We start from the raw sequence: 23,926 nt of genomic DNA, 5'->3' as shown, positions 1-23,926 counted from the left end.
TAACTCCCCGTGAGGATTTGGCGATCAACCCAAGCCTAGGCTGTGTTCCATGTCAGGCACCTGGAATTTTGGAGAAGGCCATGTTTTCACGGCGACAGTTTCTTGTAGCGGGCGGCGGGCTGGGGGCTGCAGCGTTGGTGATCGGTGTATTGCCAAAATTTTCCGCCAGCACGGCGCTGGTCAGCGATGCCAGTGCGGCGGAAGCTTTCGAGGTGACTCACAGCGACAGCGAATGGCGCGCCATGCTCAGCCCCGAGCAATACGAAATCCTGCGAGCAGAGGGCACGGAGCGGGCGTACAGCAGCCCGCTGAACAATGAGCACCGCGAGGGTCTGTTCGTCTGTGCCGGTTGTAATCTGCCGCTGTTTTCCTCCAAAACCAAATTCGACAGCGGCACCGGTTGGCCGAGTTTCTGGACGCCGCTGGACAACGCGGTGGCCACCCGTCAGGACCGGTCCCTCGGCGTCGTGCGTGAAGAAGTGCATTGCCGACGGTGCGGTGGTCACCTGGGCCATGTCTTCGATGACGGGCCAAAACCCACCGGCCTGCGCTACTGCATGAACGGGCTGGCGCTGACCTTCGTGCCCCAGGCGGCTTGATCCGTGGGCCCGTCCTTCCACTCACTTCATGCAGGTCGATGCTATGTGGCTTCTGGTTCTCGCTTATCTCGGTGGTGTGCTGACGATCGTCAGTCCGTGCATCCTGCCGGTACTGCCTTTTGTCTTCGCGCGCACCGGGCAGCCATTTATGAAAAGTGGTTTGCCGCTGTTGGCGGGCATGGCACTGACCTTCGCGCTCGTCGCCTCGTTGGCGGCGGTGGGCGGCGGCTGGGTGGTGCAAGTCAATCAGTACGGTCGCTGGCTCGCGTTGCTGTTCGTGGCACTGTTCGGTCTGACGCTGTTGCTGCCTCGGCTGGCCGAGCGTCTGACCCGGCCACTGGTGGCAGCCGGCAGTCGACTGTCGGAAGCGGCGGGCGCCGACCCCAAACCACGTCCCGGCGCTTCGTTCCTGATCGGCGTCGCCACGGGCCTGCTCTGGGCTCCCTGCGCCGGGCCGATTCTGGGCCTGCTGCTGACCGGGGCCGCGCTGCAAGGGGCAAGCATCGCAACCACCTTGTTGTTGCTGGCCTACGCCGCGGGTGCCGCTACCTCCCTCGCCGTGGCGCTGTTGCTGGGCGGTAAAGTCTTCGCGGCGATGAAGCGTTCGATTGGTGCTGGCGAGTGGCTGCGTCGCGGACTGGGCGCGGCAATGCTGGCCGGTGTGGCGGCGATTGCCCTGGGGCTGGATACCGGGATTCTGGCGCGGTTCTCGACCGCTTCCACTGGCGGCATCGAGCAAGCGCTGGTTGGCCGGTTGGCGGGGCAATCACCGAGTAACGGCGGGGTAATGATGGCCGCTGGCGGGGCGATGAAAGTGTCGGCGAAAGCGCCGGATGCATTGCCAGTCGAAGGCAACCTCCCGCCGCTTGACGGTGCTGTCCAATGGCTCAATTCGCCGCCTCTGACCGCACAGGCGTTGAAGGGCAAAGTCGTGTTGGTGGATTTCTGGACTTACTCCTGCATCAACTGTCTGCGCACCTTGCCGTATGTGAAAGCCTGGGCCGAAAAATACCGTGATCAGGGGCTGGTGGTCATCGGTGTCCATGCCCCCGAGTTCGCCTTCGAGCGTGATGTGGGCAATGTCACCAAAGCCATGAAGGACCTGGGGATCAACTACCCGGTTGCAGTCGATAACGACTATCGGATCTGGCGTGCTTTTAATAACGAGTACTGGCCGGCCCATTATTTTGCCGACGCTCAAGGGCGCATTCGCTATCACCACTTCGGTGAAGGCGAGTACGCCGAATCGGAACGGGTTATCCAGCAGTTGCTGCGTGAAGCGGGCGCCGCAAAAGTCGACAGCGGGTTGATCAATGCCGACGCCACGGGTGTTCAACTCGCACCGGACATGAACGAAGTGCAATCGCCGGAAACCTATGTCGGCTACCAGCGCGCGGAGCATTTCGTGCCTGAGGCCAGTCTGGCTCCTGACACAGTCGCGACGTACAGCCCGCCCTCCCAACTGGCTCTCAACGACTGGAGCCTCGGCGGTCAATGGAAAGTTGGCTCGGAACGCGCCACCTCAAGCGCGCCGGCCAGTCGAATCGTCTACCGCTTTCACGCGCGGGATCTGCATCTGGTCCTGAGTCCCAATACGGACGGTAAACCGGTGCGCTTCAAAGTGCTGATTGACGGACAAGCGCCTGGCGATGCCCACGGCACTGACGTGGCACCCGATGGTCGCGGACTCGTCACCGAACAGCGTTTGTATCAATTGGTGCGCCAGAACAGCGCTGTGACCGATCACACCTTCAGCATCGAGTTTCTTGATCCGGGTGTGTCGGCGTATGCGTTTACGTTCGGTTGATAGCCTTTCATTTACTTAGGAGTCAGACTCATGAAAACCCCGTTTACCTGGCGCCGTACCTTGTTGGGTCTGGCTGCGACGGGTGTCATCGGCCACTGTGCGGCGTTCTCTTTCGGTGGCGAAGAGGCGGTCGTCATTCCGCCGCCAGCGCTCGACGAAACCACCCAGGCCCACAGCGAAACGGCGGTTTTCGCCGGCGGCTGCTTTTGGGGCGTACAAGGCGTGTTCCAGCACGTCAAAGGTGTGAAGAAAGCCGTGTCGGGTTATGCCGGCGGTGCAGCGAACACCGCCCGCTATGAGCGCGTCAGTGAGGGCGATACCGGTCATGCGGAATCGGTCGAGGTCACGTTCGATCCTGCGCAGGTCAGTTACGGCACCTTGCTGCAAATCTATTTCTCGGTGGCGCATAACCCCACCGAACTGAACCGTCAGGGGCCCGATAGCGGCACCCAGTATCGGTCGGCAATATTCCCCGAGAACACCGAACAGCAGCGCGTGGCCAAGGCCTATATCGCGCAGCTCAACACCGCGCATTTATTCAACAAGCCGATTGTGACCACGCTGGAAACCTACAACGGTTTCTACCCGGCCGAGGAGGAACATCAGGACTTTCTGACCGAGCACCCGACGTATCCGTACATCGTGATCAACGATCTGCCGAAGGTGGCGCAGTTGAAACAACTGTATCCAGAGCGGTATCAGGAGAAACCGGTGCTGGTGAAGGCGGGGAGCAGCAGTTAGCCCGAAATCACATTCTTGCCAGCGACTTTCGACCGATACAGCGCCTGATCGGCCCTCGCCAGAAGGCCGGTCTGTTGCTCTTCCTCGAAGCGCTGGACCACGCCAAAACTCATGGTCACGTGAAACTCGCCCACAGGCGGCAGGCTCTCCAGCCCATGGCGGATGGTCTCGGCCAAGGATCGGGCGTCGGCCAGCGAAGTGTTGGGCAGGATCATGATGAACTCGTCGCCGCCCCAGCGCGCCAATAGATCGCCTTCGCGCACGTAGCGCTTCACGCTTTCGACGACCTGCACCAACGCGGCATCTCCCAGCGCATGACCGTAGTAATCGTTGATGTTCTTGAAGTCATCGATGTCCATGGCGATCAACGATAACGGTTGCCGAAAACGTTGGGCTCGCTCGCATTCCTGGGGCAGGGTTTTCTCTAGAAGATAGCGATTGGCAATCGATGTCAGCGCATCGGTTTCCGCCAGTTTGCGGTTTTCTTCCAGTTGAATCTGTAACTGCTGATTGACCCGGGACAACTCCCGAGTGCGCTCTTCGACGATGGCTTCAAGGGATTGATTGCGCCTCTCCATCTCTTCGAGGAGGCGTTTCTTATCGTCGATGCTGCGGTGAGCGCCGACCATTCGTGCGACCGATCCGTCGACATTGCGGGCCAGTATGTAGCCGCGATCTTCGATCCAGGTGTAACTGCCGTCCTGTCTGCGACAGCGATACTCGGCTTGATAACCCGGCGTCCGTTGATTCAAGTAATCATCGAACACGGCCATCACCCGCGGGAAATCGTCGGGGTGGATGACGTTCTCCCAGGTAAACACGGTGTTGTCCAGGGAGTGCGCGGCGTAGCCAAGCATCTCGTACCACGCGGGATTGCGGTAGACGAAACCGGTGTTGGCGTTCCAGTCCCAAATGCCGTCACTGACCAGTTCCAGAATGGTGTGCAACATGTCTTCGTTCAAATCCGACATATTGAATTTCAACGGCTCGATATTTGATGCCTCACCCATCACCGCTCTCCCTGCCGCACTGATATCAAAGTGACCCGTCAGTCGCGGAGAGTAAGGCATGGCCTATTGTTGCGGCTAGTGTTTGCCCCACTTCTGCATGGCAAAGTCGACGAAGCGACGTAGTTTCGGCAACCGGTAGCGATCCTGGGCATACAACAGGTTCATTGGCCGACTCAGCTGGAAATCCGGCATCAAAGCCACCAGTTTGCCGTCGCGCAAATCCTGCTCGACCAGGGCATCGGGCAACATCACGACACCCATGCCCGTGCGAGCCGCCTGATGCAGGCCTGCCGAACTGTTGATCACCATCGGCCCGCTGACCGTCACCATGACTTCGCCTTCAGGCCCGCTCATACGCCATTGTTTACCCACGGAATGCCAGTCGTCGCCGACCGGATACGCAAAGGACAGGCAGTCGTGATGTTGCAGATCTTCGGGTTTTGTCGGTGTGCCGCGACGTGCCAGATAGTCCTTCGAGGCGCACATGGTCAGGGTGTAGTCGATCAGTGGGCGGGCGATCAGGTTGGTGGGTTCGAGAGCCCCCAGGCGAAACGCCACGTCCAGACCGTTTTCGAGCAGATCAGGGCGCCCGTTGGTGAGCACCACATCCAGTTTGACTTGCGGGTACTGCAGGGTGAATTCGCTGAGCGCGGGCGCGAGTCTTTCTGTACCGAAGGTCAGGGGCGCCGTGATGCGCAAGGTGCCGGTCGGTGTGTCCTGGCTCTGTTCCGCCAGTCGCTCGGAATCTGCCACCAATCCCAGCACCTCAAGGCAACGCTGGTAGTACGCGGTGCCGAATTCGGTCAGGCGCTGGCGCCGTGTTGTCCGGTGAAGCAAGCGCACGCCAAGGCGTTGCTCAAGGGCACGAAGGTGATTGCCGACCATGGTCGTGGACATATCGCCCTGCTGGGCCGCCGCCGTCATGCTGCCGGTTTCCACCACTCTTACGTAAACCGTCATTGCCTGGAACAGATCCATTATCAAGCCCAGCTTTAAGATGATTGAAGTGTTGCAGCGTTTATCCAGCTCAGGTGGCTAACCATACTGCAAAAACACCGACAATTGATGGAGCTTGATGTCATGACCGCCGCTTGCCTGATGACCACTTACCAACCTCTGGCCCTGAGTTTCAACAAAGGCCTGGGCACCCGACTTTGGGATCAGGACGGTCGTGAGTATCTTGATGCGGTGGCCGGTGTGGCGGTGACCAATGTCGGCCACTCTCATCCCAAAATCGTCTCGGCGATCAACGAACAAGCCGGGTTGTTGTTGCACACTTCCAATCTCTACAGCATCGAATGGCAACAGCGGCTGGCGCAGACATTGACGACGTTGGCGGGCATGGAGCGGGCGTTCTTCAACAATTCCGGAGCCGAAGCCAATGAAACCGCGCTGAAACTCGCGCGGCTTTACGGCTGGCACAAAGGCGTCGAACAACCGCTGGTGGTGGTCATGGAAAACGCCTTTCATGGCCGCACCCTGGGCACCTTGTCCGCCAGCGATGGCCCGGCCGTGCGCCTGGGCTTCAATAAGCTGCCGGGCGACTTTGTCAAAGTGCCGTTTGGCGATCTACCGGCGCTGGAAAAAGTGCAGCAAGCCCATGGTCACCGCATCGTGGCGATCCTGATGGAGCCGATTCAGGGTGAAAGCGGCGTACAGATGGCGCCTCCTGGTTACCTCAAAGCCGTTCGTGAACTGTGTAACCGGCGTGGGTGGCTGATGATGCTCGACGAAATCCAGACCGGCATCGGTCGTACCGGCCAGTGGTTCGCGTTTCAGCACGAAGGCATCGTCCCGGACGTCATGACCCTGGCCAAAGGCCTCGGCAACGGCATCCCCATCGGCGCCTGCCTGGCCCGGGGCAAAGCCGCCGAGTTGTTCACCCCCGGCAGCCACGGCAGCACCTTCGGCGGCAATCCGCTGGCGTGCCGGGTCGGTTGCACCGTGCTTGAAATCATCGAAGAACAAAAGCTGCTGGAAAACGCCAGGCTCCAGGGTGATCGCTTGTTGGCCAGACTGCGTGCCGAATTGTCAGATGACCCCAACGTCCTGGCGATTCGTGGCCAGGGCTTGATGATCGGCATCGAACTGAAACAGCCTATCCGCGACCTGACCCAGATCGCCGCCCGGGACCACGGCTTACTGATCAACGTGACACGGGGCAAAACCATACGCCTGCTGCCACCGTTGACGATTGATGAGCGGGAAGTTGAGATGATTGTCAGAGGGGTTTGTCGGGCGGTGAGCGCCGCCTTGTAAGGATCGTTCCCACGTCGAGGCGTCGAACCGTCTGCGTGGGAATGCCTCAATGGACGCTCTGCGTCTGCTTTTGGGACGCGGAGCGTCCCGGGCTGCGTTCCCACGCGGAGCGTGGGAACGATCAATATTCGATATGAAATTACTCGGGTTGCAACAGGGAGTTGGCAAATGCGCTCACATCAGCCCAATCCACCAGCTTGATTTTCGAACCGCCGAACCCTTCAAATAATTGCCGGTGCGCGTTGAATCCACAGGAGTCCTCGCGCAACCGATAACTGCCAGCCCATTCCAGCAGCGCCATCAGCAAGGCGTCATCGTCCTGCCGGTTTTCCCGCTGGCGGATATTGGCGACGCAGGTGGCGTCGTCGACGCACAGCCAGACAAGCGCTGTTGCACGGTGGATAAGTTCGCTGACGATCCAGCCGTACACACCTTCGATCACCCAGCGTGGTTCATCCGCCGCGATCCGTGCCATGGCGAGTGCGTCGGCGCGGGGGCGGGCGATGCTGTATTCGTCTGACACCCAGTGGATCTGATCAAGATCGGTCCAGGGCGCATGAAGTTGTTCGGCCAATCGTTTAGCCAGCCAACTTTTGCCTGAGCCAGAGTTGCCGATGATCAGGGTTCGGGTGAGGTTCATGGCAGCTCACACGCTTAGTCGTGGTTGTCGGGCGCAATCATCCGCGTCTTTGGGGCGCCGTTGGAGTTGTGCTGATAAATAGCCTGCGGTTGTCCTTTCTCATTGAAGAACACTTGGCCGATCCCTGCCGAATTCCACAGCCGTTCGCCCGCTTTGGCATGCTCGGGGACGTGCGGGATGATGCGCATGCGGCGGCGTTTGGTGAACCAGTTCAGCGGCGAGCGTGGCGAGTAGAGCCAGCGATTGAGGCGGTCGAACCATTCGAGCAGCGCGGGTGGAAATTCGTTCTTGATGCCGCTGCTGGTGATCTGCCAGATATGTGGGCCGGCCTTGCGGTGTCGGATCAGCACTTCGTAGACGAAGGAATAATGCACATCACCCGACAGCACCACGTAGTTACCCGGTGTACGCGAGTGGCGGAAAATGTTCAGGATCACCTGGGCCGCGCCACGATGGGCCATCCAGTTTTCGGCATCCACGAGCAGTGGATAACCGCACCAGCTGAACACTTTTTGCACGGTTTCGATCAGCTTGACGCCGAAGATCGGTGCCGGCGAAACGATGATCGCCGACGGGTGATCGAGCAGTTCCTGTTGCAGTTCGCTGAGCGCTTCCCAGTCCAGCAAGCCTGAGGGTTGCTTGAGGTTCATCTCGCTGCGCCAGCGCCGGGTGCGGGTGTCGATCACCACCAGCGCCGGGGTGGTGGGCAGCACGTAATGCCAGTGCTGAAAGCCCAACAGCAGATCGATCAGGTCATCCTGCGCCTGGCTGTCGAGATAACGGTCATCCCCAGTGGCGCTCAATAAACGGGTTTTTTCCAGGACACCGCCGAACGCATCCGGGTTATTCCCCCAACCCTGGCACAGCATGTAGGCGATCAGCGCGTTGCCGATGATGCGTTTGGAGAACGGATGGCCGTAGGCCGTTTCCTCCCATTGCGCGGAAAGATTCCAGTCGTCGGTGACGTCATGGTCGTCGAAAATCATCAGGCACGGCAGGTGAGCCATTGCGCGCGCGACGCCGCCCAGGCCAGCCTTGAAGTGATCGATGCGCGTTTGTTCGAGGGCATATCGCTCGCGCCTTTCCGGCGTCAGTGCCGGTGGTTGTGGCGAGATCAGCGTCCAAGGTGTCGGTGACCAGACCAGCAAGTACATGGCCATGACTTCGGCGAACGTCACTAGATGGTTGTCGGCGCTGCTGCTGGTGAAAATCGGCTTGCGCGCGCCACCGAAAAATCGTTCGCGCAGGGTTTCGTTGCTCTCCAGCGCCGGTAACAAATCCGCACGGTGGTAGTAACTGGCCGGGTGTTCATAGAGCCTGGCGCTGTCGCTGACCACAGCGCCTTCGAGGTGTTCTTCAAACAACCCCAGTCGCTCGATCAAGGCATGGATCGCCCGCAACATCGGGCCGGCGACGTCATCCGCATACACTTGATCGCCGCTCATCATTAACAGCGCCGGGCGTTCAGTTGCGTCATGTTCGGTCGCCAACAGCTGATCAACGCAAAGCAAACCGTCTGCCGCCGGGTGGTGAGGTTTGCGGCAAGAGCCATGCAGCAATTGATCGATTCTCGAGCGCAAAACAAAGTTCGGACAGCGCGCTTCGCCGTACAACAAATGAGGCGCCCAATTGGAGATGCCTTCGTCGTCGCCATCGATCAGCAGGTCGTACTCGATCAGCGTGTCGCAGGGCAGGGCGGTTGCCAGCGGCACATCGATCAAGTGGATAAACGCGTGAGTGCCGATCGGGATGACGGTGCACTGTCCGGCGTCCAGGCGGATGTCGCTGCAGTCTTGCAGGCGCAACGTCAGTGATAGCGCCCGGGAGCCCACGAGCCACATGAGCAGCCGCGCAGGTTCCAGCCGCCGCAACAGCGGGCCGACCAGCACCGGCGGCAGTGAGTTGCAGTCATCAGGCAATGGCAGCGATGCGGACATCCGGGTTCAAGGCTCTTGGCGCACAAGTCGGCGATGATAGCGCAGAGCTCTGGCTGGACTTCATCAATTGCCCGAGGGGGTCATTTGAGGGGAAAGATCGTGACCGACACCACCAGCGCAATCAGTGCGGTCACCAGACTGCAGGCCACCGCAGCCAAATGACGATAGGCAGGAGATTGTTCCTTGTTGAATCGGGTGATCACCAAGAGCCATGTCCCGCTGAGGGCGCCCAAAAATGCCATCAACGTGTAAAGCGCGAATGCTGCCGTGGGTTGTGAGGCGTGAGTGTCCGGGGTTAGCCATCTCGAGCAAAGAATTAGCACCGCCGTCCCGACGATAAAACTTGCCACGGCACCACCGAGGTTCGCCAGCCAGATATTCAACGGGCCACGGCTCTTCACGATCCAAATCCACATCCCTGCTGATGCGACGAAGAACAGCAACATACTGATTAAAAACATTCAATCTTCCCTGTTAACCAACATCGTTGGCCTTTGATGAGGTGAGGCGATGGCATGCACGATATCAAATCAGTGGCAGGGAGTTGAAGTGAGAGGGGCGATTCAACAGGCAACGAAAGGCGAAAGATGATTGCCTGGGGTGGGCATCACAAATCTCAGGCACTCAACACAACCGAATGTGGGAGCGAGCCTGCTCGCGATGGCGTCAAAACATTCAGCATGATTGCTGGCTGAACTGACGCTATCGCGAGCAGGCTCGCTCCCACAGGTTTTTTAGCCAGTCTCAGGATCGCGAGAACCTAAGCCTCCCAACCCGCCCCGCTGACCGCCTCTTGCGCGAGCGGGAGCAAGTTGGCCCCATGATGCTCTGTCTGCCAGGCCAGCAATTCCTTGCGCATGCCGGGCGTCCAGTACAGCTGCAGATGATTACGCACACCAAGCACGGCTTTTTGATGGTCCGGTTCGATGGCGAAGTACTGGGCGATCTGGTTGACCATCTTGATCAGGTTCTCAGTGCTCATCGACGCACCTCCGCTTTTGCGCCACGACTATGCCGGCGTTCCTTGAGCAAGCGGTCCTGTTCATCACTGAAAGCCTGGTAGCGTTTTTGCCACTCGGAAGGGTGGTAGACGCGGCTGACTTCAACGGCGGTGACCTTGTACTCCGGACAGTTGGTCGCCCAGTCGGAGTTGTCGGTGGTAATGACGTTGGCCCCCGATTCCGGGAAGTGGAACGTGGTGTACACCACGCCCGGAGCGACCCGTTCAGTGACCCGCGCCCGCAATACGGTCTGGCCGGCGCGACTGCCGATGCCGACCCAATCACCTTCGTTGATGCCACGGCTCTCGGCGTCGGTCGGATGGATTTCCAGGCGATCTTCGTCGTGCCAGGCGACGTTTTCGGTACGCCGTGTCTGTGCGCCAACGTTGTACTGGCTGAGGATGCGCCCGGTGGTCAGCAGCAGCGGATAGCGACTGTTGACCTTTTCTTCGGTGGGCACGTAGCCGGTCAGCATGAAGCGCCCTTTGCCGCGCACGAACTCCTCGATGTGCATGGTCGGCGTGCCGTCCGGTGCCTCGGCGTTGCACGGCCATTGCAGGCTGCCGTGGCGGTCCAGTTCGGCGTAGCTGACGTTGGTAAAGGTCGGCGTCAGGCTGGCGATTTCATCCATGATTTCTGATGGATGTTTGTAGTTCATTGGATAGCCCAAGGCGTTGGCCAGGGCCACCGTGCCTTCCCAGTCGGCCAGGCCGCCGAGCGGTTCCATGACCTTGCGCACCCGAGAAATGCGTCGCTCGGCGTTGGTGAAGGTGCCGTCTTTTTCCAGGAACGAGGCGCCCGGCAGGAACACGTGGGCGAACTTGGCGGTTTCATTGAGGAAAATGTCCTGCACCACGATGCATTCCATCGCCGACAGGGCTGCAGTGACGTGTTGGGTATTCGGATCGCTCTGGGCGATGTCTTCGCCCTGGCAGTACAGGCCCTTGAAGCTGCCAGCCAAGGCAGATTCGAACATATTGGGAATGCGCAGGCCCGGGTCGGGTTGCAAAGAGACGTTCCACGCCTGCTCGAACTGCGCGCGAACCACCTCGTTGGAGATGTGCCGGTAGCCAGGCAACTCGTGCGGGAAGGAACCCATGTCGCAGGAACCCTGAACGTTGTTCTGCCCACGCAGCGGGTTCACGCCCACGCCTTCGCGGCCGATGTTGCCGGTGGCCATGGCCAGGTTGGCGATGCCCATGACAGCGGTACTGCCCTGGCTGTGTTCGGTGACGCCCAGGCCGTAGTAGATCGCCGCGTTGCCGCCGGTTGCGTACAGGCGCGCAGCGGCGCGGATGTCGGCAGGCTCTACACCGCAGACAGGACCCAAGGCTTCCGGTGAGTTCTCCGCGCGACTGACGAATTCGCGCCAGTGGTCGAAATCGATGTCCTCGCAACGAGCGTCGATAAAGGCCTGGTTGAGCAAGCCTTCGGTGACGATAACGTGGGCCAGGGCATTGAGCATGGCAACGTTGGTGCCTGGACGCAGGGCCAGGTGCAGTTCGGCGCGGGCGTGCACCGAGTCCACCAGATCAATGCGCCGAGGATCGATGACGATCAGCCGCGCGCCTTCGCGCAGGCGGCGTTTGAGCTGCGAGGCGAATACCGGGTGGGCATCGCTGGGGTTGGCGCCCATCACCAGAATCACGTCAGCCTGCATCACCGAGTCGAAACTCTGGGTGCCGGCGGACTCGCCCAAAGTTTGCTTCAAGCCATAACCGGTCGGCGAATGGCAAACCCGCGCACAGGTGTCGACGTTGTTGTTGCCGAACGCGGCGCGCACCAGTTTTTGCACCAGATAGGTTTCTTCGTTGGTGCAGCGGCTGGAGGTGATGCCACCAATGGAATCGCGACCGTATTTTTGCTGCAACCGGCGGAATTCGCTGGCGGCGTAGGTCACCGCTTCATCCCAGCTGACTTCCTGCCACGGGTCGTTGATGTGTTTGCGGATCATCGGCTTGGTGATGCGATCCGGGTGAGTGGCGTAGCCCCAGGCAAAGCGCCCTTTGACGCAAGAGTGGCCGTGGTTGGCTTGGCCATTCTTGTCCGGAACCATGCGCACCAACTGGTCGCCTTTCATCTCGGCGCGGAACGAGCAGCCCACGCCGCAATAGGCACAGGTGGTGATTACGCTGCGCTCGGGCTGACCCAGTTCGACCACGCTTTTTTCCATCAAGGTCGCGGTTGGGCAGGCTTGCACACAGGCGCCGCAGGACACGCATTCCGACTCAAGGAAATTATCGCCACCGGCCGCCGCCACCCGGGATTCAAAACCGCGCCCGGTAATCGTCAGGGCAAACGTGCCCTGGGTTTCTTCGCAGGCGCGCACGCAGCGGTTGCAGACGATGCACTTGCTTGGGTCATAGTCGAAGTAAGGGTTGGAGGTGTCCTTCACGTCGGCCAGATGGTTGTCGCCTTCATAGCCATAACGCACTTCCCGCAGGCCCACCTGACCGGCCACGGTTTGCAGCTCGCAGTTGCCGTTGGCCGAGCAGGTCAGGCAATCCAGCGGGTGATCGGAAATGTACAACTCCATGACGTTGCGGCGCAGGGTCGCCAGCTTTGGCGTCTGGGTGTGCACGGTCATGCCTTCGGTGACCGGCGTGGTGCAGGACGCGGGATAGCCGCGCATGCCATCGATCTCCACCAGACACATGCGGCAGGAGCCGAAGGCTTCCAGGCTGTCGGTGGCACACAGTTTGGGAATCGTGGTGCCCAGCAACGCAGCGGCGCGCATCACCGAAGTGCCTTCAGGCACGCTGATGCTGCGACCGTCGATGTTCAGGGTGACTTGCACGTCGCTGTCGCGGGCGGGTGTGCCCAGGTCGATATCGGTTTTCGGGTCGAAGAGAGTAATCATTGGTCGGCCTCCGAGGGCTGCAGACCGAAGTCGGCGGGGAAGTACTTGAGGGCGCTGGCCACCGGAAACGGGGCCATGCCGCCCAACGCACACAGCGAACCGTATTGCATCGTGTCGCACAGGTCCTTGAGGATGATCACCTGTTCTTCGCGACCGTTCTGGTCAGGCGCGGCGAGCAGGCGGTCGATCACCTCCACGCCCCGGGTCGAGCCGATGCGGCACGGCGTGCATTTGCCACAGGATTCCTCGGCGCAGAACTGCATGGCGAAACGCGCCATTTGAGCCATGTCCACCGTGTCATCCGCCACCACTACACCACCGTGACCGAGCATCGCGCCGATGGCGGTGAACGCTTCGTAATCCAGCGGCGTGTCGAATTGCGACGGCGGCACCCACGTGCCGAGAGGGCCGCCGACCTGCGCGGCTTTCAGCGGTCGGCCACTGGCGGTACCACCGCCGTAGTCTTCCACCAGTTCGCGCAAGGTCAGGCCAAACGCCCGTTCCACCAAACCGCCGTGACGAATATTGCCCGCCAACTGGAAGGGCATGGTTCCCAGCGAGCGGCCCATGCCGTAATCGCGATAGAACTGCGCACCCTTGGCCAGAATCAGCGGCACCGAGGCCAGCGTCAGCACGTTATGCACCAGCGTCGGCAGGCCGAACAGCCCTTGCAACGCAGGGATCGGCGGCTTGGCGCGAACGATCCCGCGCTTGCCTTCGAGCGAGTCGAGCAGCGCGGTTTCCTCACCGCAGATGTAAGCGCCGGCACCGACGCGCACTTCCATATCGAAAGCCAGGCCGCTACCGCCGACATTGGCGCCGAGGTAACCGTTGGTCCGGGCAATCTCCAGCGCCGCACGCAGGGTGGCCACAGCCTGTGGATATTCCGAACGCACATAGATGTAGCCATAGGTGGCGCCGACGGTAATGCCGGCAATGGCCATGCCTTCGATCAGCAGGAAGGGGTCGCCTTCCATCAACATACGGTCGGCAAAAGTGCCGGAGTCGCCTTCGTCAGCGTTGCACACGATGTATTTCTGCGCCGCCTGAGTGGCGCGCACCGTGCGCCATTTGATCCCGGCCGGGAACGCCGCGCCGCCACGGCCACGCAGGCCGGAATCGAACACTTCCGTCGCGGCCTGCTCTCCGCCAATGGTGACGGCTCTTTTCAAACCCTCGAAACCGCCGTGGGTTCGGTAATCGTCCAGCGACAGCGGTTGGGTAATGCCGGCGCGGGCGAACAACAGGCGTTGTTGCGACTTGAGATACGGCAACTCTTCCACCAGACCCAAGGCCAGTGGATGCGCGGAGGGCTCGCCTTGCAGCGCATCGAGCACGGACGGCACATCGGCAGCAGTCAGCGGACCAAAGCCGATACGGCCTTGCGGGGTGTCCACTTCCAGCAGCGGTTCCAGCCAATACAGGCCGCGAGAACTGGTGCGTTGCAGGTCCAGATCAGTCTGATTCGAAAGGGCCGAGGCCACGTCATCAGCGCCGACCGCACGGGCCAGCGAATCACACGGTAAATAGAGAGACGGCATCATGCGTCCTCCCGGCAAGCGTCGAGCAAGGCATCGAGACGCTCGGGATTCAGCCGCGCATGCACCTGGCCATCCAGCTCCAGAGCGGGCGAACAGGCACAGGCGCCGAGGCAATACACCGGACGCAGGCTGATACTGCCGTCAGCGCTGCTGCCGTGATCGTCCAGTTGCAGGCGTTCACGCAATTGCGCGGCAAGCTGCTCGGCACCACGGCTTTTGCAGGATTCGGCGCGGCACAGACGCAAAATATGGCGAGCCGGCGGCGCGGTGCGGAAGTCATGGTAAAAGCTGATCACCCCACGAATCTCCGCCTGACTCTGGTTCAGGGCGTGGGCAATCTCGGGGATGGCGGCATCAGGGATGTAACCGATGCCCTCCTGAATCTCATGGAGAATGGGCAACAGAGCGCCCGGGGAGCGTTTATGACGCTCCAGCACGCTGTTGACCATCGGCAATTGCAACATCTCATCAGGCATACAGCATTCCTCACGGTCACGGACAAACCAGGCGGTTGTCGGTCGTCCGAAAGTGTCGGCTGCGGCATTCACGCCACGTCACGGAATCGTGGCATTTTCAGGCCGTTGGCCAGGGCACCCTGAGCGGGCATCTTGTTGTGCCCGGCACGGTCTTCGCCGCACCTCATAAGGGCATTAAGGCAGCTTGCCACGCCGCTTTTGATTCATCTGCACCAAAGCGACGTGCTCAGTTCTGCCTACGACTCTCCAATAAGTCTAGAAGAGCGCAAAGCGTAGCGTTTGCTCACCAAATATCTTTCAAATACTCCTTGAGTGCGATGAGCGGCCCATCGACCTCGCTTGTGCCAAGCTGAAAGGAGGTTGAAACGCCGAGCATTCAATTGCCGGTCAGGCTAACCCCCCAAAGGGCCCATGACATGAACATCATTCATGCAGCACACGTGCGTCGAGAGTTCTACAAAGCCGTCAGGTTCTACTTTCACGTGGTCTGGCCGATTTTTTCCGTCCTGCTGTTCTTTATTGTGCTGTTCGGTCTGATCATCAGCTTTCTGGAAGGCTGGGACCCTTTCGACGGTATCTACTTCGCGTTCGTGACCGGCCTGACCATCGGTTATGGAGACTTCGTCCCGAAACTGGCCGTCTCGCGGGTGCTGGCGATTTTGCTGGGGTTTAACGGGGTGCTGATGACGGCAATATTTGCGGCGATCTGCATTCGGGCGATTGAGAATGCGGTGCGGGCGACAGAACACTTGGAGTAGGGGACGCAGCGACGTAGTACGAAATACGCTTTGACGTCATGCTCACGATATTCATTTGAAAAACAGGGAAAGACTGATGATTGATTTCAACAACAAGGGATTCTTCAAACTCAAGCAAAACGACGAATACGCCGAACGCGTTTCCGACCTTTTGATCGACGGCGAACACGTCATCGACTCCTATAAATCCATGCGCGACGGCGTGGTGTTTACCAACAAACGCATCATCGCGGTCAACGTCCAAGGCATCACCGGAAGCAAAAAAGACTTCACCTCATTGCCCTACAAAAACATCGTGGCGTACTCGGTGGAAACCTCTGGCACGTTCGACCTGGACTCCGAATTGGAGATTTACTTCTCGTCGCTGGGAAAAGTGAAATTCGAATTCACCGGCAGGACGTCGATGGTGGAAATCTCGAAGCTGATATCCCAGCACTTGCTTTGACCTAAGCACGAAAAGGCCCCGAAAAACTCGGGGCTCCAACTGACTCAATACACATCCAATGTGGGAGTGAGCCTGCTCGCGATAGCGCCAGACCGGCCAACATCAGTGCCAATGCCCGGCGACCCTCCCAGGCAGCTCACTTCCCCAAGCGTCATACCAAACAACGACAGGCATCAAAACCATCCCGCCATCGTTCAACGGCTACGCTGCAGACTTCTCCGACGTCTGCTGCTTAGTTGTCGATGCAGAAACCCGATCCCGAGTCAGCACCTTCACCGCATCATCCACCACAGCCTTACTCATCGCCGTCAAATAATGCGCGGCCCAAGAGTGGCGGTCGGTGTCCGTGGCGTAGGCGGCATCTTCGTTCAGCTTCTTGGCGAGGAAGAGAAAGTCAGAAGCCATGGATAGGGCATCACCGAGGGGGACGCCACGAGTGACGTGGAAGAGTGGTTGATCGGAGCAGTAGATGGCTGGGGTTAGGCCGATGGTTTTCATCTCTGATTGATCGGTCATTGGCCACCTCCGATGATGGGGAGGCAGTGCGAGAGGGCGGACAGTGGGGCGTTACGCAACAGGGAGTCGCGTTGAGGGAAAAGCCAGATTTTGTACGTATCCATACAGCGCATTGTGAAGCTCCTTAATTTTTAAGAGCTGCCACAATTCGTTACCAAGCGAATGGGTGGCAGCTGTGCGCAGGTTGGTAAACCGGGAAATCAAGGAAACCGGCACGTCCGAAGACGTCCCACGCACAGCCGCCATAACGCAGATCGCAGGCGAAAAAAAAGCGCCTGCGAACGCATGGCACTGTTGCGCAGTGATTTACCTCGGGTTACCAAGCCCGGCCGCTGAATTGGCAGCGACGGTGGGAGGGTAGCGTGCAGATCCCGTTCCTGCAACTTCCGAACCCCCTTTGCTCGGCCGCTGCTAGCGTCAGGCCCAAAAAAGAATAGCCCTACCGCTCTCTCGGAATGGCCTGACAACAATTCGCAGCGCTCTAATTTAGGCTGCTAACAAGCGTGTGCCATCGCCTGCAACAGATCGTCGCAAACCCGTATAAACCCGAGTGTTTGCCGCGTTTACCGTGACGTACACATTGACACGGTCATCAGGCTACGGCAGCATCAACCCCAATCGCGCCCGATCCTCTGGTGCTGGCTTAGTCCGGCATTACGTTCGGGCCTTCTTGTTTCTGGAACTTGGAAGTTGTCTAACCCAGCCCCTCCGAAGCCGTTCCGTACATACCCTGATTTGGTTGCGCTGCTTGTCAGCAGGGGTATGCAAATCCAAGACTCGTCTCGTGCAGAACGCAAGCTTGCGCAGTTAGGGTATTACCGCCTCAGCGGTTACTGGTATCCGGCGCGAGAGTTCAAAATGAACGGCCTGCAACAAGCAGCCTGCCCGTTCACGGGCAAACCTCTGCGTCTGGACACTTTCCAGGCTGCGACCTCTTTCGACTCGTCTGTAGACCTTTACAAGTTCGATAAGCAATTGAGAATGCTCATGCTGGATGCCGTCGAGCGCCTAGAGGTTCACCTTAAGACTGTAATGGCTCACGAAGTCGGGTATCACGACCCAATGGCCTACACCAATGCGAAATTCATCCTGCAAAAATGGACTCAACCGTATACGGACAGCCGCGGTAATTCGCGGAACAAGTGGACAGAGTGGAGTCAGAAGCAGCATTCGCACATTGCACGGAGTAAAGAGGACTGCATTCAGTGGCATTTCCGAGCCGGCAAGTCCATCCCCGTTTGGGTCGCGGTGGAGGCATGGGATTTTGGGGATCTATCGGAATTTTTCGAACTGCTGAGCAGCAAGTATCAGAATCTCATACTGGCGCGCCTCGGTATGAACAACGCCAAAATGCTCAGCCGGTGGATGCAGCAAATCAGCCATTTGCGCAACCGTTGTGCTCACCATGCACGTGTCTGGAATCAAGCCTCGCCTAACCCGCTGGCGGTCCCTACGGAACCGTATTTTCAGACGTTAGGGCTTGATCAACATGCACTAAAGAGACTGTATGGGTTAGTCGCAGTCATATGGTTCCTGCTGCAGAAAATCGCACCAGCCTCGACCTGGATTCACGACGTTGCGAATCTGATCGACTGCAAGCCTCCTATGCCTGGCTGCACCTTCAAGGCAATGGGGTTCCCGGATGAAATCGGATTCCCTCGGAAGCTGTTCGGGATCTAGCAGGCTGCGGCATAAGTCTCTGGCTTGAATGCATACATACTTGGCTCTTCGAAGTAATCAGCCCCTATCGTGGATTACTTTCAAATAGTCCTGAAGTGCGCAGATGAAAAAAAGGCCTTGCAAAGCAAGACCTTTTTTAATTTTGGTGCCCGAGGGAGACTGGAGCATTCCATATAAATCAAAGCGCATTTGCGGTTGTGTTTCTGGGAACTGTTGTTGGAGACGTCGCAGGCGGAACGGTAGCGGACTCGCTTGATGAGGAATTAGAGGAGTTTTCACATTGGGATATTCTTTGAGTCAATCTGAGTTGACAAAGATTAGGGTCGCGCTCTCGGATCCGTTCAATGATTTCCCGGTTGATTACGATTACATAGCGAGTCAGGTGAGAGGAGTTGATCCTCAAACCCTCTACGAGATCCTTTACTCAGAAGTCGCGCCTGTGTGCTTTACCAATATTGCGGCGGCCCTTCCAACGGTATGGACAGGCTTCGATCCTGACTCCCTCAATGCCATGATTGAAGAAAGGCGCGCCGCCCGGAAAAACAATTGGTTTCGTAGGCAGTTCGACAAACTACTTGTTCGTTGGTTGGAACATAATTACGGGTACATCTGGAAGGAAATCGTCAGCAGGCTGTGAGTTGGCAGCGATGTTTTATTTGCTTTTGAGTTTAGCGTCGTCACCAAAAAGGCATGTCAGGGCCTTTTTCATATGCAGCTTGTTTTACTTGGGCTACCAGCTTTCGACGACGCGAAGGAGGCAGATTTATTTCCATCTCAGCCAAAGCCCTACCCAGTACCGGTCGGTGTAAAAGCGGCGCCAATCTGTCCTAACCCAATCCTTCACTGTATATCTTTCAAGTAATCCTTAAGCGCAATGGCCGGCGCTTCAAGCTGCTCTATCGTCCGCGCATTTCCAAAATCAGCAGACAACCGATGCAGTTCACGCCCGAGCGACGTATCAACACCACCGATAGCCTCGAGCGCCAAACCTACACAATGCGCCACTCGAAACTGAATCCCCTCAACATCCCCCCGCCGCACCAACAACCCAAACACCTCCCGCTCATAATCACTCATGATCGGATCATCTCGCAGAATTGGACTTTCCCCCTCCCCCTCCCGCTCGTAAGCCAGCTTGAGGGCGAAAAGGGCAACGGTTTCCAGTGGCAATTCCATTGTGTGAATCCTTGATTCGTTGGCTGGGCGGGTTTGGTTTGTGGCGCCTTGAAAGCAAGATCAAAAGATCGCAGCCTTCGGCAGCTCCTACAGGTCGGTGGGGTGACGGTCACTTTTCTGTAGGCGAAAAAAAGGCCTTGCTAAGCAAGACCTTTCTTAATTTTGGTGCCCGAGGGAGACTGTCGGGTTCCATATAATACAAGGCTTGCAGCGATATCCGGCGGTTAGGGATACAAGCAGGGATACAAGCTTGTAGCTACTGAGTCATTCCTCCGCCTTAAGCAACCTGACCTGGTGCGAGTTGACCCACTCGTCCGGCACGTCTGCTTTATCGGCCACCAGTATAAATGAACCCCTTTCTTTGATGCCGTCAATTCCAGCACAAAGTGTTGGTGATGCATGGATGGCAAGGATCACATCGTGAGCGGTGTGGGGGGCAAGAGTAGCCTTGGACTCTAGAGTGATCTTCACTCCATTCATCATTACGGATTGGTTCCGATGCAGCCGGCTGAGATCTTCGCGACCGAAGACTCCTTCAAGGAAGGAACTGCTGCTCTTAACATTCACGTAAACCGTTAGCCGATTTTGGCTTTTCTTCGCTTCCTCAATCGCAAAATGAAGCGTCGACCTGATATGAATTTCGTCTGCGTGCACGGGCAAGAAAGCGATAACGGGTCCCATCGATACATCCCTGTTAGCTGTTGGTAGGCGGATGCACTCAAGCTGCTGACCGTGCAGCCGTTTGCAGTGCAGATAGTCCCGAGAATGCAGCCATTTCCATAGTGAGTGCAAGGGCTACCGAAAACGCCGGGGGCCCCTGTGACATTTGATCAGGTACGGGGTCGGAAACCCGCGTGATCTGGTTAGCAGCAGGCGCCCCAGCTTACTGAAATATCAGCGTTGAAATTGAAAGGATCTTGAAGAAAAAAGGGCATCGTTACTGTATCGGTAAAGGTAGCCTGAGACCGGCTGTTTACTAGGGCAAATGCACAGGTGAACAGGAGTTCACCGGGTTCACCTGTTCACTAAGCTGGGAGTTCTCCCGCTAAAAAGATCCGGCGGGTTTCCGACCCCGTGTCTCAATGAAAACCTCAGGGTCCCCCGGCAGACCGCGGAAGATGCACTTCCAGTTCGCTGGAGGGATTGATGCTACCGGGGAGCGGGGCTCGTATCTGTTCAAAATGCGGTGTAACTCGTGTAACTGATGTAACAACTATAGCTAAGTGATTGTATTTATTGGGTATTATTGGCGTTACACCAATTTGGCTCATATTTTTTAAGCGTGTAACTGAGTCCCGTCGTGTAACAGTTTCAAATGAATAATAATGAGAAAGGCGAGGCCATGCCTAGGAGGCTGAAGGCAGGGCGCACCAACTGCATGACAGCCTAGTGGTGATGGTTAGCCGTCGGTTATCGTCTGGCACCAGGTCGTCAGTTGTGTCAGCGATTTGCAGGCAGTTGCAACAGACTGCTTTCGGCCAAAAGAAGACTCTCAATAGGATCGTGCCAAAGCAGGTTCGTACAGGAGGGGGCTCACCTTGGAGCCAAACTGCCGTCGATCATAGACTCTTGCGCCTCGCTAATGTCATCCGATCCCTTAGCGCAAAACTGCACGTCCCGCGTGAACGTATTTCCAAGATGACCGATCCTGAAAACATCGCCGGTCGCTAACCCCTGTGTCAGTTTATTCTCGCTGATCTCATAAAAATCACTCAGGCAGACCCAAGTATTTTTCTGGAAGCAAGTGGAGTTAGCAGGAAAGAAGAAAGCAGCAAATCTGTTGGCACTTTGACATCCGAAGTCATTTCGGTAGTGATGCCCTTGCGATGTGGTTTTGGCCACCAGAACAATTCCATTTTTCAAGTTACCCAGCACAACCAAGTACTTGTCTTTGGTTGTGCCATCAGCAAACAAGAAATCTTTATGGAGATATACTGTTCCTGGGGTCACATCATTTCCTTAGTGTGGCGACCAACTCTGCTCGATCGGCGGCAAGCCTCATAACGGCGTCCTCCTCCTGCCTGCGTACAGCCATCCGGTACGGGATGTTCTCTTGCTTTCGCCCCTGAACCTCGTAGATTTGATGCCACGGCAGGTTTTCGAGGTGAGTTTCCTCCACCATTTGCTCCGCGTCAGAATTTTTAAATTGATCTGCCAAACTATGCATGATGCGAAGCTCACGCTTCGTAAAGTGAGACGAATCAAATTCGCTCAAAGCCTCAACTCGAAGCATCTGACCTTTCGCCGTAGATAGGAACTCGAACGAGCAGTTTCCATCCCAGTCTTGCTCTGGGCGCCTGAGTTCCTCAAATAGTTCGGTGGGTACAGGCCCCATAGGCCACGCAAAATACTCCAGCCCGGTGACTGGCCGGCCAGTATCTCTAAAATGCGTAAAGTCTAAGAAATACAGGAGCTTAAAAAGCTTTGTCTTTCCCAGCTTTCGCGTGTTTTGCGCAAAAAACTTGACCGCTTCGATCAGCTTTTCACGTTCATGGTTGATTAGCATAGGTGTCAGGATAGCTCAATGCGAGATCTCAGCTCTACAGCACTCGACCATTGGCACGGCAATGAGCTTGCACGCTTGCGACACGGTTATCGCAGGCTGAACGACTAAGGCCGAGCCAGGCCTAGAGATTCGAAGGCAGTCTGGTTTGTAGTAGCAAAGGCTGAGTACATCTGTGGACAGTGGATTTGCCAGATACCCATATCTGGGGTACTGTTTGGATGAACAGTATTTTGTGAGGCGACGCTAGGACATCAGTACGCCATGCATCTTAGAAGACGAAGACATTTTGCCATCATTGGAATTAGAATCAGCGACCTTCTGGTTCAGGAGGTGCGAGGCTCTAATCAGATCGTTCAGATCGTTCAGACCGTTTAGCGCGTCTACTGATCGTGCAGAAGAGAGTTTTCAGGTAGCCCTAGTGCTATTAATCATTCATGGAAGTAGGTCGCAATGCACGAGACGCTGAAGATCAAGATCGATTTTGCCAAGGAACGTCGCAGACCTGCCGAAATATTCCAGGCCATGAGCAGCTACATAGAAGCTTACCAGGCACTCGGGCAAGTTATTGCAACGAGCGTTGGCGCAACAGACGACTTTGAGCTTCGATTGGAAAATGTCGAGACGGGATCGATAGCGAGTTTGCTGAAGTCCGTTCCAGGGAAGGTAAGAACGTGGGTAGAAGATGCTGTTTTTGATGCCGGTGTGAAATTAGCGGGCGAACTTTCTGAAATCGACTCAACCAGCACAGAAGAAGACGTAGACCTCTTGGCGGCTAAGCTCGAAACTCACTTGAGCCAGTTTGATTTTGGGCAAACAGTGGATCCAATGATCGATCGAAAAGCTTTGGCAGTGGCTTTGAGTAAGCTTTCGGAAGCCAACAAACGATTGCTTCCAGAAGAGAGTGCTACGGCTACCCTGACTGAAGCTCACTGCGTAACTCCGATCAACACGCATTGGCGTTTCAATGCTAATCCCAAAGATATGTTTTTGGGAACAAAGGAAAGCCATATTGGTGTCGATAAACTTTATGTGAGGGCTCCTGTCAATATAGGCAAGGGGGCATGGGCCATGTTAAGTGTCAGCACTGGGAGTCGATACAATGCCAATATTTCTGATCTCGGCTGGCTAGAAGGGTATCAGGATGGGCTGATAAAACCTATCGGCCCAAAAGATGTTATGGAGGCTGAAGTTGCCTACGAGATTTACACGCCGCCCGCGGGGAAAGGTAAGCCTTTCATATCCAGTGCGAAAATTAAAAGGGTGATTGACATCCATCGAGATGTGGGGCTTCAGCATGAACCCAGACCTCTCCTCTAGAGACCGGAAGGCTATTTTAGCCGAACTTATGTCCGAGTACCTTTTCATCGTGATTCCCTTCACGATGCTGGTACTCATTAAGCTGTATGCTTACACATGGCAGGAAATTGTGCTTTCAGCTGATTGGTCGCTGGGGTCTTGCATAATTTTTGGACAGGTAGCAGTAAAAATGACGAGGTCGGCCATCAAGCACCGTACTACCGATGACAGGTTTCTGGCCTGGTATGCTTCCAAACGCTTCTTCATGGTAGCGGTGTCCTTGTTGTTCTATTTTGGGATGATTGCGCAGCCAACCTTGAAGCTGGGATTTGCGCAATTTATTGTGTTTGGGCTTGCCAGTTACTTTCACTTCAAAGATGGCGTGGCGGCGAGAGTCCTTGAAGCGCAAACATAAGTCTGAAAAGTTTTATAGAAAAACATTGCTGACGGATTTCACTTAACGTGGGTGTCCGAGTTTTTTTGTAACGAGCAGAGTGGCAAGGAGTATGAGGCTAAGGATGTAGTCCTCATCTTAAACTCCTCCGGTGGAGCGCACCAAGTTTGCTATTGTTACTTATGGGCGATGATGTCCGACAAATAGCATCCGACCGTGAGCGTCTGTGCTCGGCGCACAGGCGAATGCTTCATCTGAGTATTCGGTTAAAGTATAAAACTTAT

24 protein-coding genes are annotated in these 23,926 nt (G+C 57.0%); 10 read left to right on the top strand and 14 right to left on the bottom strand.

Annotated elements, in window-relative coordinates; all coding sequences use genetic code 11:
- The first annotated feature begins 80 nt into the window (after nucleotides 1-80).
- The 3 genes from msrB to msrA are packed head-to-tail and all read left to right on the top strand — an operon-like array spanning nucleotide 81 to nucleotide 3,147.
- The gene (gene msrB, locus HNR03_RS25870) at nucleotides 81-599 is read left to right on the top strand and encodes a peptide-methionine (R)-S-oxide reductase MsrB (RefSeq protein WP_259156732.1); all 519 of its coding nucleotides are present in this window, start codon (nucleotides 81-83) and stop codon (nucleotides 597-599) included.
- 43 nt (nucleotides 600-642) lie between these two features.
- On the top strand, nucleotides 643-2,406 hold the full coding sequence (locus HNR03_RS25865; protein WP_259156730.1) for a cytochrome c biogenesis protein DipZ: 1,764 nt from the start codon (nucleotides 643-645) through the stop codon (nucleotides 2,404-2,406).
- Between the two features lie 30 nt (nucleotides 2,407-2,436).
- Complete coding sequence (gene msrA / locus HNR03_RS25860; protein ID WP_259156729.1) at nucleotides 2,437-3,147, top strand: peptide-methionine (S)-S-oxide reductase MsrA; 711 nt, start codon at nucleotides 2,437-2,439, stop codon at nucleotides 3,145-3,147.
- Here the strand turns inward: msrA and HNR03_RS25855 are convergent.
- Nucleotides 3,144-4,157: a sensor domain-containing diguanylate cyclase gene (locus HNR03_RS25855; protein WP_259156728.1), complete on the bottom strand. Its 1,014-nt coding sequence runs from the start codon at nucleotides 4,155-4,157 to the stop codon at nucleotides 3,144-3,146. The genes msrA and HNR03_RS25855 overlap by 4 nt on opposite strands.
- A gap of 75 nt (nucleotides 4,158-4,232) precedes the next feature.
- Entirely contained in the window at nucleotides 4,233-5,135 is a 903-nt protein-coding gene (locus HNR03_RS25850) for a LysR family transcriptional regulator (protein ID WP_259156727.1), read from the bottom strand.
- Between the two features lie 102 nt (nucleotides 5,136-5,237).
- Between HNR03_RS25850 and HNR03_RS25845 the strand changes: the two genes are divergently transcribed.
- Nucleotides 5,238-6,416 carry an aspartate aminotransferase family protein gene (locus HNR03_RS25845; protein WP_259156725.1) on the top strand — a complete coding sequence of 393 codons (1,179 nt, stop codon included), beginning with the start codon at nucleotides 5,238-5,240 and terminating at the stop codon, nucleotides 6,414-6,416.
- Nucleotides 6,417-6,555: 139 nt separating this feature from the next.
- Here the strand turns inward: HNR03_RS25845 and HNR03_RS25840 are convergent, their stop codons facing one another.
- The 7 genes from HNR03_RS25840 to HNR03_RS25810 form a co-directional block, all read right to left on the bottom strand.
- Nucleotides 6,556-7,056: an adenylate kinase gene (locus HNR03_RS25840; protein WP_259156724.1), complete on the bottom strand. Its 501-nt coding sequence runs from the start codon at nucleotides 7,054-7,056 to the stop codon at nucleotides 6,556-6,558.
- Between the two features lie 14 nt (nucleotides 7,057-7,070).
- Nucleotides 7,071-8,993, bottom strand: coding sequence for an alkaline phosphatase D family protein (locus HNR03_RS25835; RefSeq protein ID WP_259156722.1), 1,923 nt, complete (start codon nucleotides 8,991-8,993; stop codon nucleotides 7,071-7,073).
- A gap of 80 nt (nucleotides 8,994-9,073) precedes the next feature.
- Nucleotides 9,074-9,454, bottom strand: coding sequence for a hypothetical protein (locus tag HNR03_RS25830; protein WP_259156720.1), 381 nt, complete (start codon nucleotides 9,452-9,454; stop codon nucleotides 9,074-9,076).
- A gap of 299 nt (nucleotides 9,455-9,753) precedes the next feature.
- Nucleotides 9,754-9,975: a formate dehydrogenase subunit delta gene (locus HNR03_RS25825; protein ID WP_259156717.1), complete on the bottom strand. Its 222-nt coding sequence runs from the start codon at nucleotides 9,973-9,975 to the stop codon at nucleotides 9,754-9,756.
- Complete coding sequence (gene fdhF / locus HNR03_RS25820) at nucleotides 9,972-12,854, bottom strand: formate dehydrogenase subunit alpha (RefSeq protein ID WP_259156715.1); 2,883 nt, start codon at nucleotides 12,852-12,854, stop codon at nucleotides 9,972-9,974. Before fdhF ends, HNR03_RS25825 begins: the two co-directional genes overlap by 4 nt.
- Entirely contained in the window at nucleotides 12,851-14,398 is a 1,548-nt protein-coding gene (locus tag HNR03_RS25815; protein WP_259156714.1) for an NADH-quinone oxidoreductase subunit NuoF, read from the bottom strand. The genes fdhF and HNR03_RS25815 overlap by 4 nt, the downstream gene beginning before the upstream one ends.
- On the bottom strand, nucleotides 14,395-14,871 hold the full coding sequence (locus HNR03_RS25810) for a formate dehydrogenase subunit gamma (RefSeq protein WP_222588347.1): 477 nt from the start codon (nucleotides 14,869-14,871) through the stop codon (nucleotides 14,395-14,397). Before HNR03_RS25810 ends, HNR03_RS25815 begins: the two co-directional genes overlap by 4 nt.
- A gap of 416 nt (nucleotides 14,872-15,287) precedes the next feature.
- Between HNR03_RS25810 and HNR03_RS25805 the strand changes: the two genes are divergently transcribed.
- Both HNR03_RS25805 and HNR03_RS25800 read left to right on the top strand, forming a co-directional pair.
- The gene (locus HNR03_RS25805) at nucleotides 15,288-15,629 is read left to right on the top strand and encodes a potassium channel family protein (protein WP_259156710.1); all 342 of its coding nucleotides are present in this window, start codon (nucleotides 15,288-15,290) and stop codon (nucleotides 15,627-15,629) included.
- Between the two features lie 76 nt (nucleotides 15,630-15,705).
- On the top strand, nucleotides 15,706-16,074 hold the full coding sequence (locus tag HNR03_RS25800) for a PH domain-containing protein (RefSeq protein WP_090180398.1): 369 nt from the start codon (nucleotides 15,706-15,708) through the stop codon (nucleotides 16,072-16,074).
- 201 nt (nucleotides 16,075-16,275) lie between these two features.
- Here the strand turns inward: HNR03_RS25800 and HNR03_RS25795 are convergent, their stop codons facing one another.
- Complete coding sequence (locus HNR03_RS25795; protein WP_259156708.1) at nucleotides 16,276-16,590, bottom strand: DUF3077 domain-containing protein; 315 nt, start codon at nucleotides 16,588-16,590, stop codon at nucleotides 16,276-16,278.
- Between the two features lie 762 nt (nucleotides 16,591-17,352).
- On the opposite strand from HNR03_RS25795, the gene HNR03_RS25790 reads away from it, so the two are divergent.
- A complete protein-coding gene (locus HNR03_RS25790) occupies nucleotides 17,353-18,270 on the top strand; it encodes an Abi family protein (RefSeq protein WP_259156706.1) in 918 nt (305 codons plus the stop codon).
- A 280-nt stretch (nucleotides 18,271-18,550) separates the two neighbouring features.
- Complete coding sequence (locus HNR03_RS25785) at nucleotides 18,551-18,907, top strand: hypothetical protein (protein WP_259156704.1); 357 nt, start codon at nucleotides 18,551-18,553, stop codon at nucleotides 18,905-18,907.
- A 203-nt stretch (nucleotides 18,908-19,110) separates the two neighbouring features.
- Here HNR03_RS25785 and HNR03_RS25780 read toward each other — a convergent pair whose 3' ends face one another.
- From HNR03_RS25780 to HNR03_RS25765, 4 genes are all read right to left on the bottom strand, one after another.
- Nucleotides 19,111-19,446 (bottom strand): hypothetical protein, encoded by a 336-nt coding sequence (locus tag HNR03_RS25780; RefSeq protein ID WP_259156700.1) that lies wholly within the window; start codon nucleotides 19,444-19,446, stop codon nucleotides 19,111-19,113.
- Between the two features lie 264 nt (nucleotides 19,447-19,710).
- On the bottom strand, nucleotides 19,711-20,127 hold the full coding sequence (locus tag HNR03_RS25775) for a hypothetical protein (protein WP_259156697.1): 417 nt from the start codon (nucleotides 20,125-20,127) through the stop codon (nucleotides 19,711-19,713).
- A gap of 852 nt (nucleotides 20,128-20,979) precedes the next feature.
- Entirely contained in the window at nucleotides 20,980-21,396 is a 417-nt protein-coding gene (locus HNR03_RS25770; protein ID WP_259156696.1) for a hypothetical protein, read from the bottom strand.
- 1 nt (nucleotide 21,397) lies between these two features.
- Entirely contained in the window at nucleotides 21,398-21,952 is a 555-nt protein-coding gene (locus tag HNR03_RS25765) for a Panacea domain-containing protein (protein ID WP_259156695.1), read from the bottom strand.
- A gap of 450 nt (nucleotides 21,953-22,402) precedes the next feature.
- Here HNR03_RS25765 and HNR03_RS25760 point away from each other — a divergent pair, with 450 nt between their 5' ends.
- Both HNR03_RS25760 and HNR03_RS25755 read left to right on the top strand, forming a co-directional pair.
- Nucleotides 22,403-23,269 (top strand): hypothetical protein, encoded by an 867-nt coding sequence (locus HNR03_RS25760; RefSeq protein WP_259156693.1) that lies wholly within the window; start codon nucleotides 22,403-22,405, stop codon nucleotides 23,267-23,269.
- Entirely contained in the window at nucleotides 23,247-23,663 is a 417-nt protein-coding gene (locus HNR03_RS25755) for a hypothetical protein (protein ID WP_059403154.1), read from the top strand. Before HNR03_RS25760 ends, HNR03_RS25755 begins: the two co-directional genes overlap by 23 nt.
- The last annotated feature ends 263 nt before the right edge of the window (nucleotides 23,664-23,926 follow it).

Origin of the sequence: Pseudomonas sp. JAI111, from assembly GCF_024809425.1 — a bacterium.
In the GTDB taxonomy this organism is placed as follows: domain Bacteria; phylum Pseudomonadota; class Gammaproteobacteria; order Pseudomonadales; family Pseudomonadaceae; genus Aquipseudomonas.
The sequence above is the reverse complement of the archived record's forward strand: the minus strand, read 5'-3'. Positions and strand labels throughout refer to the sequence as shown.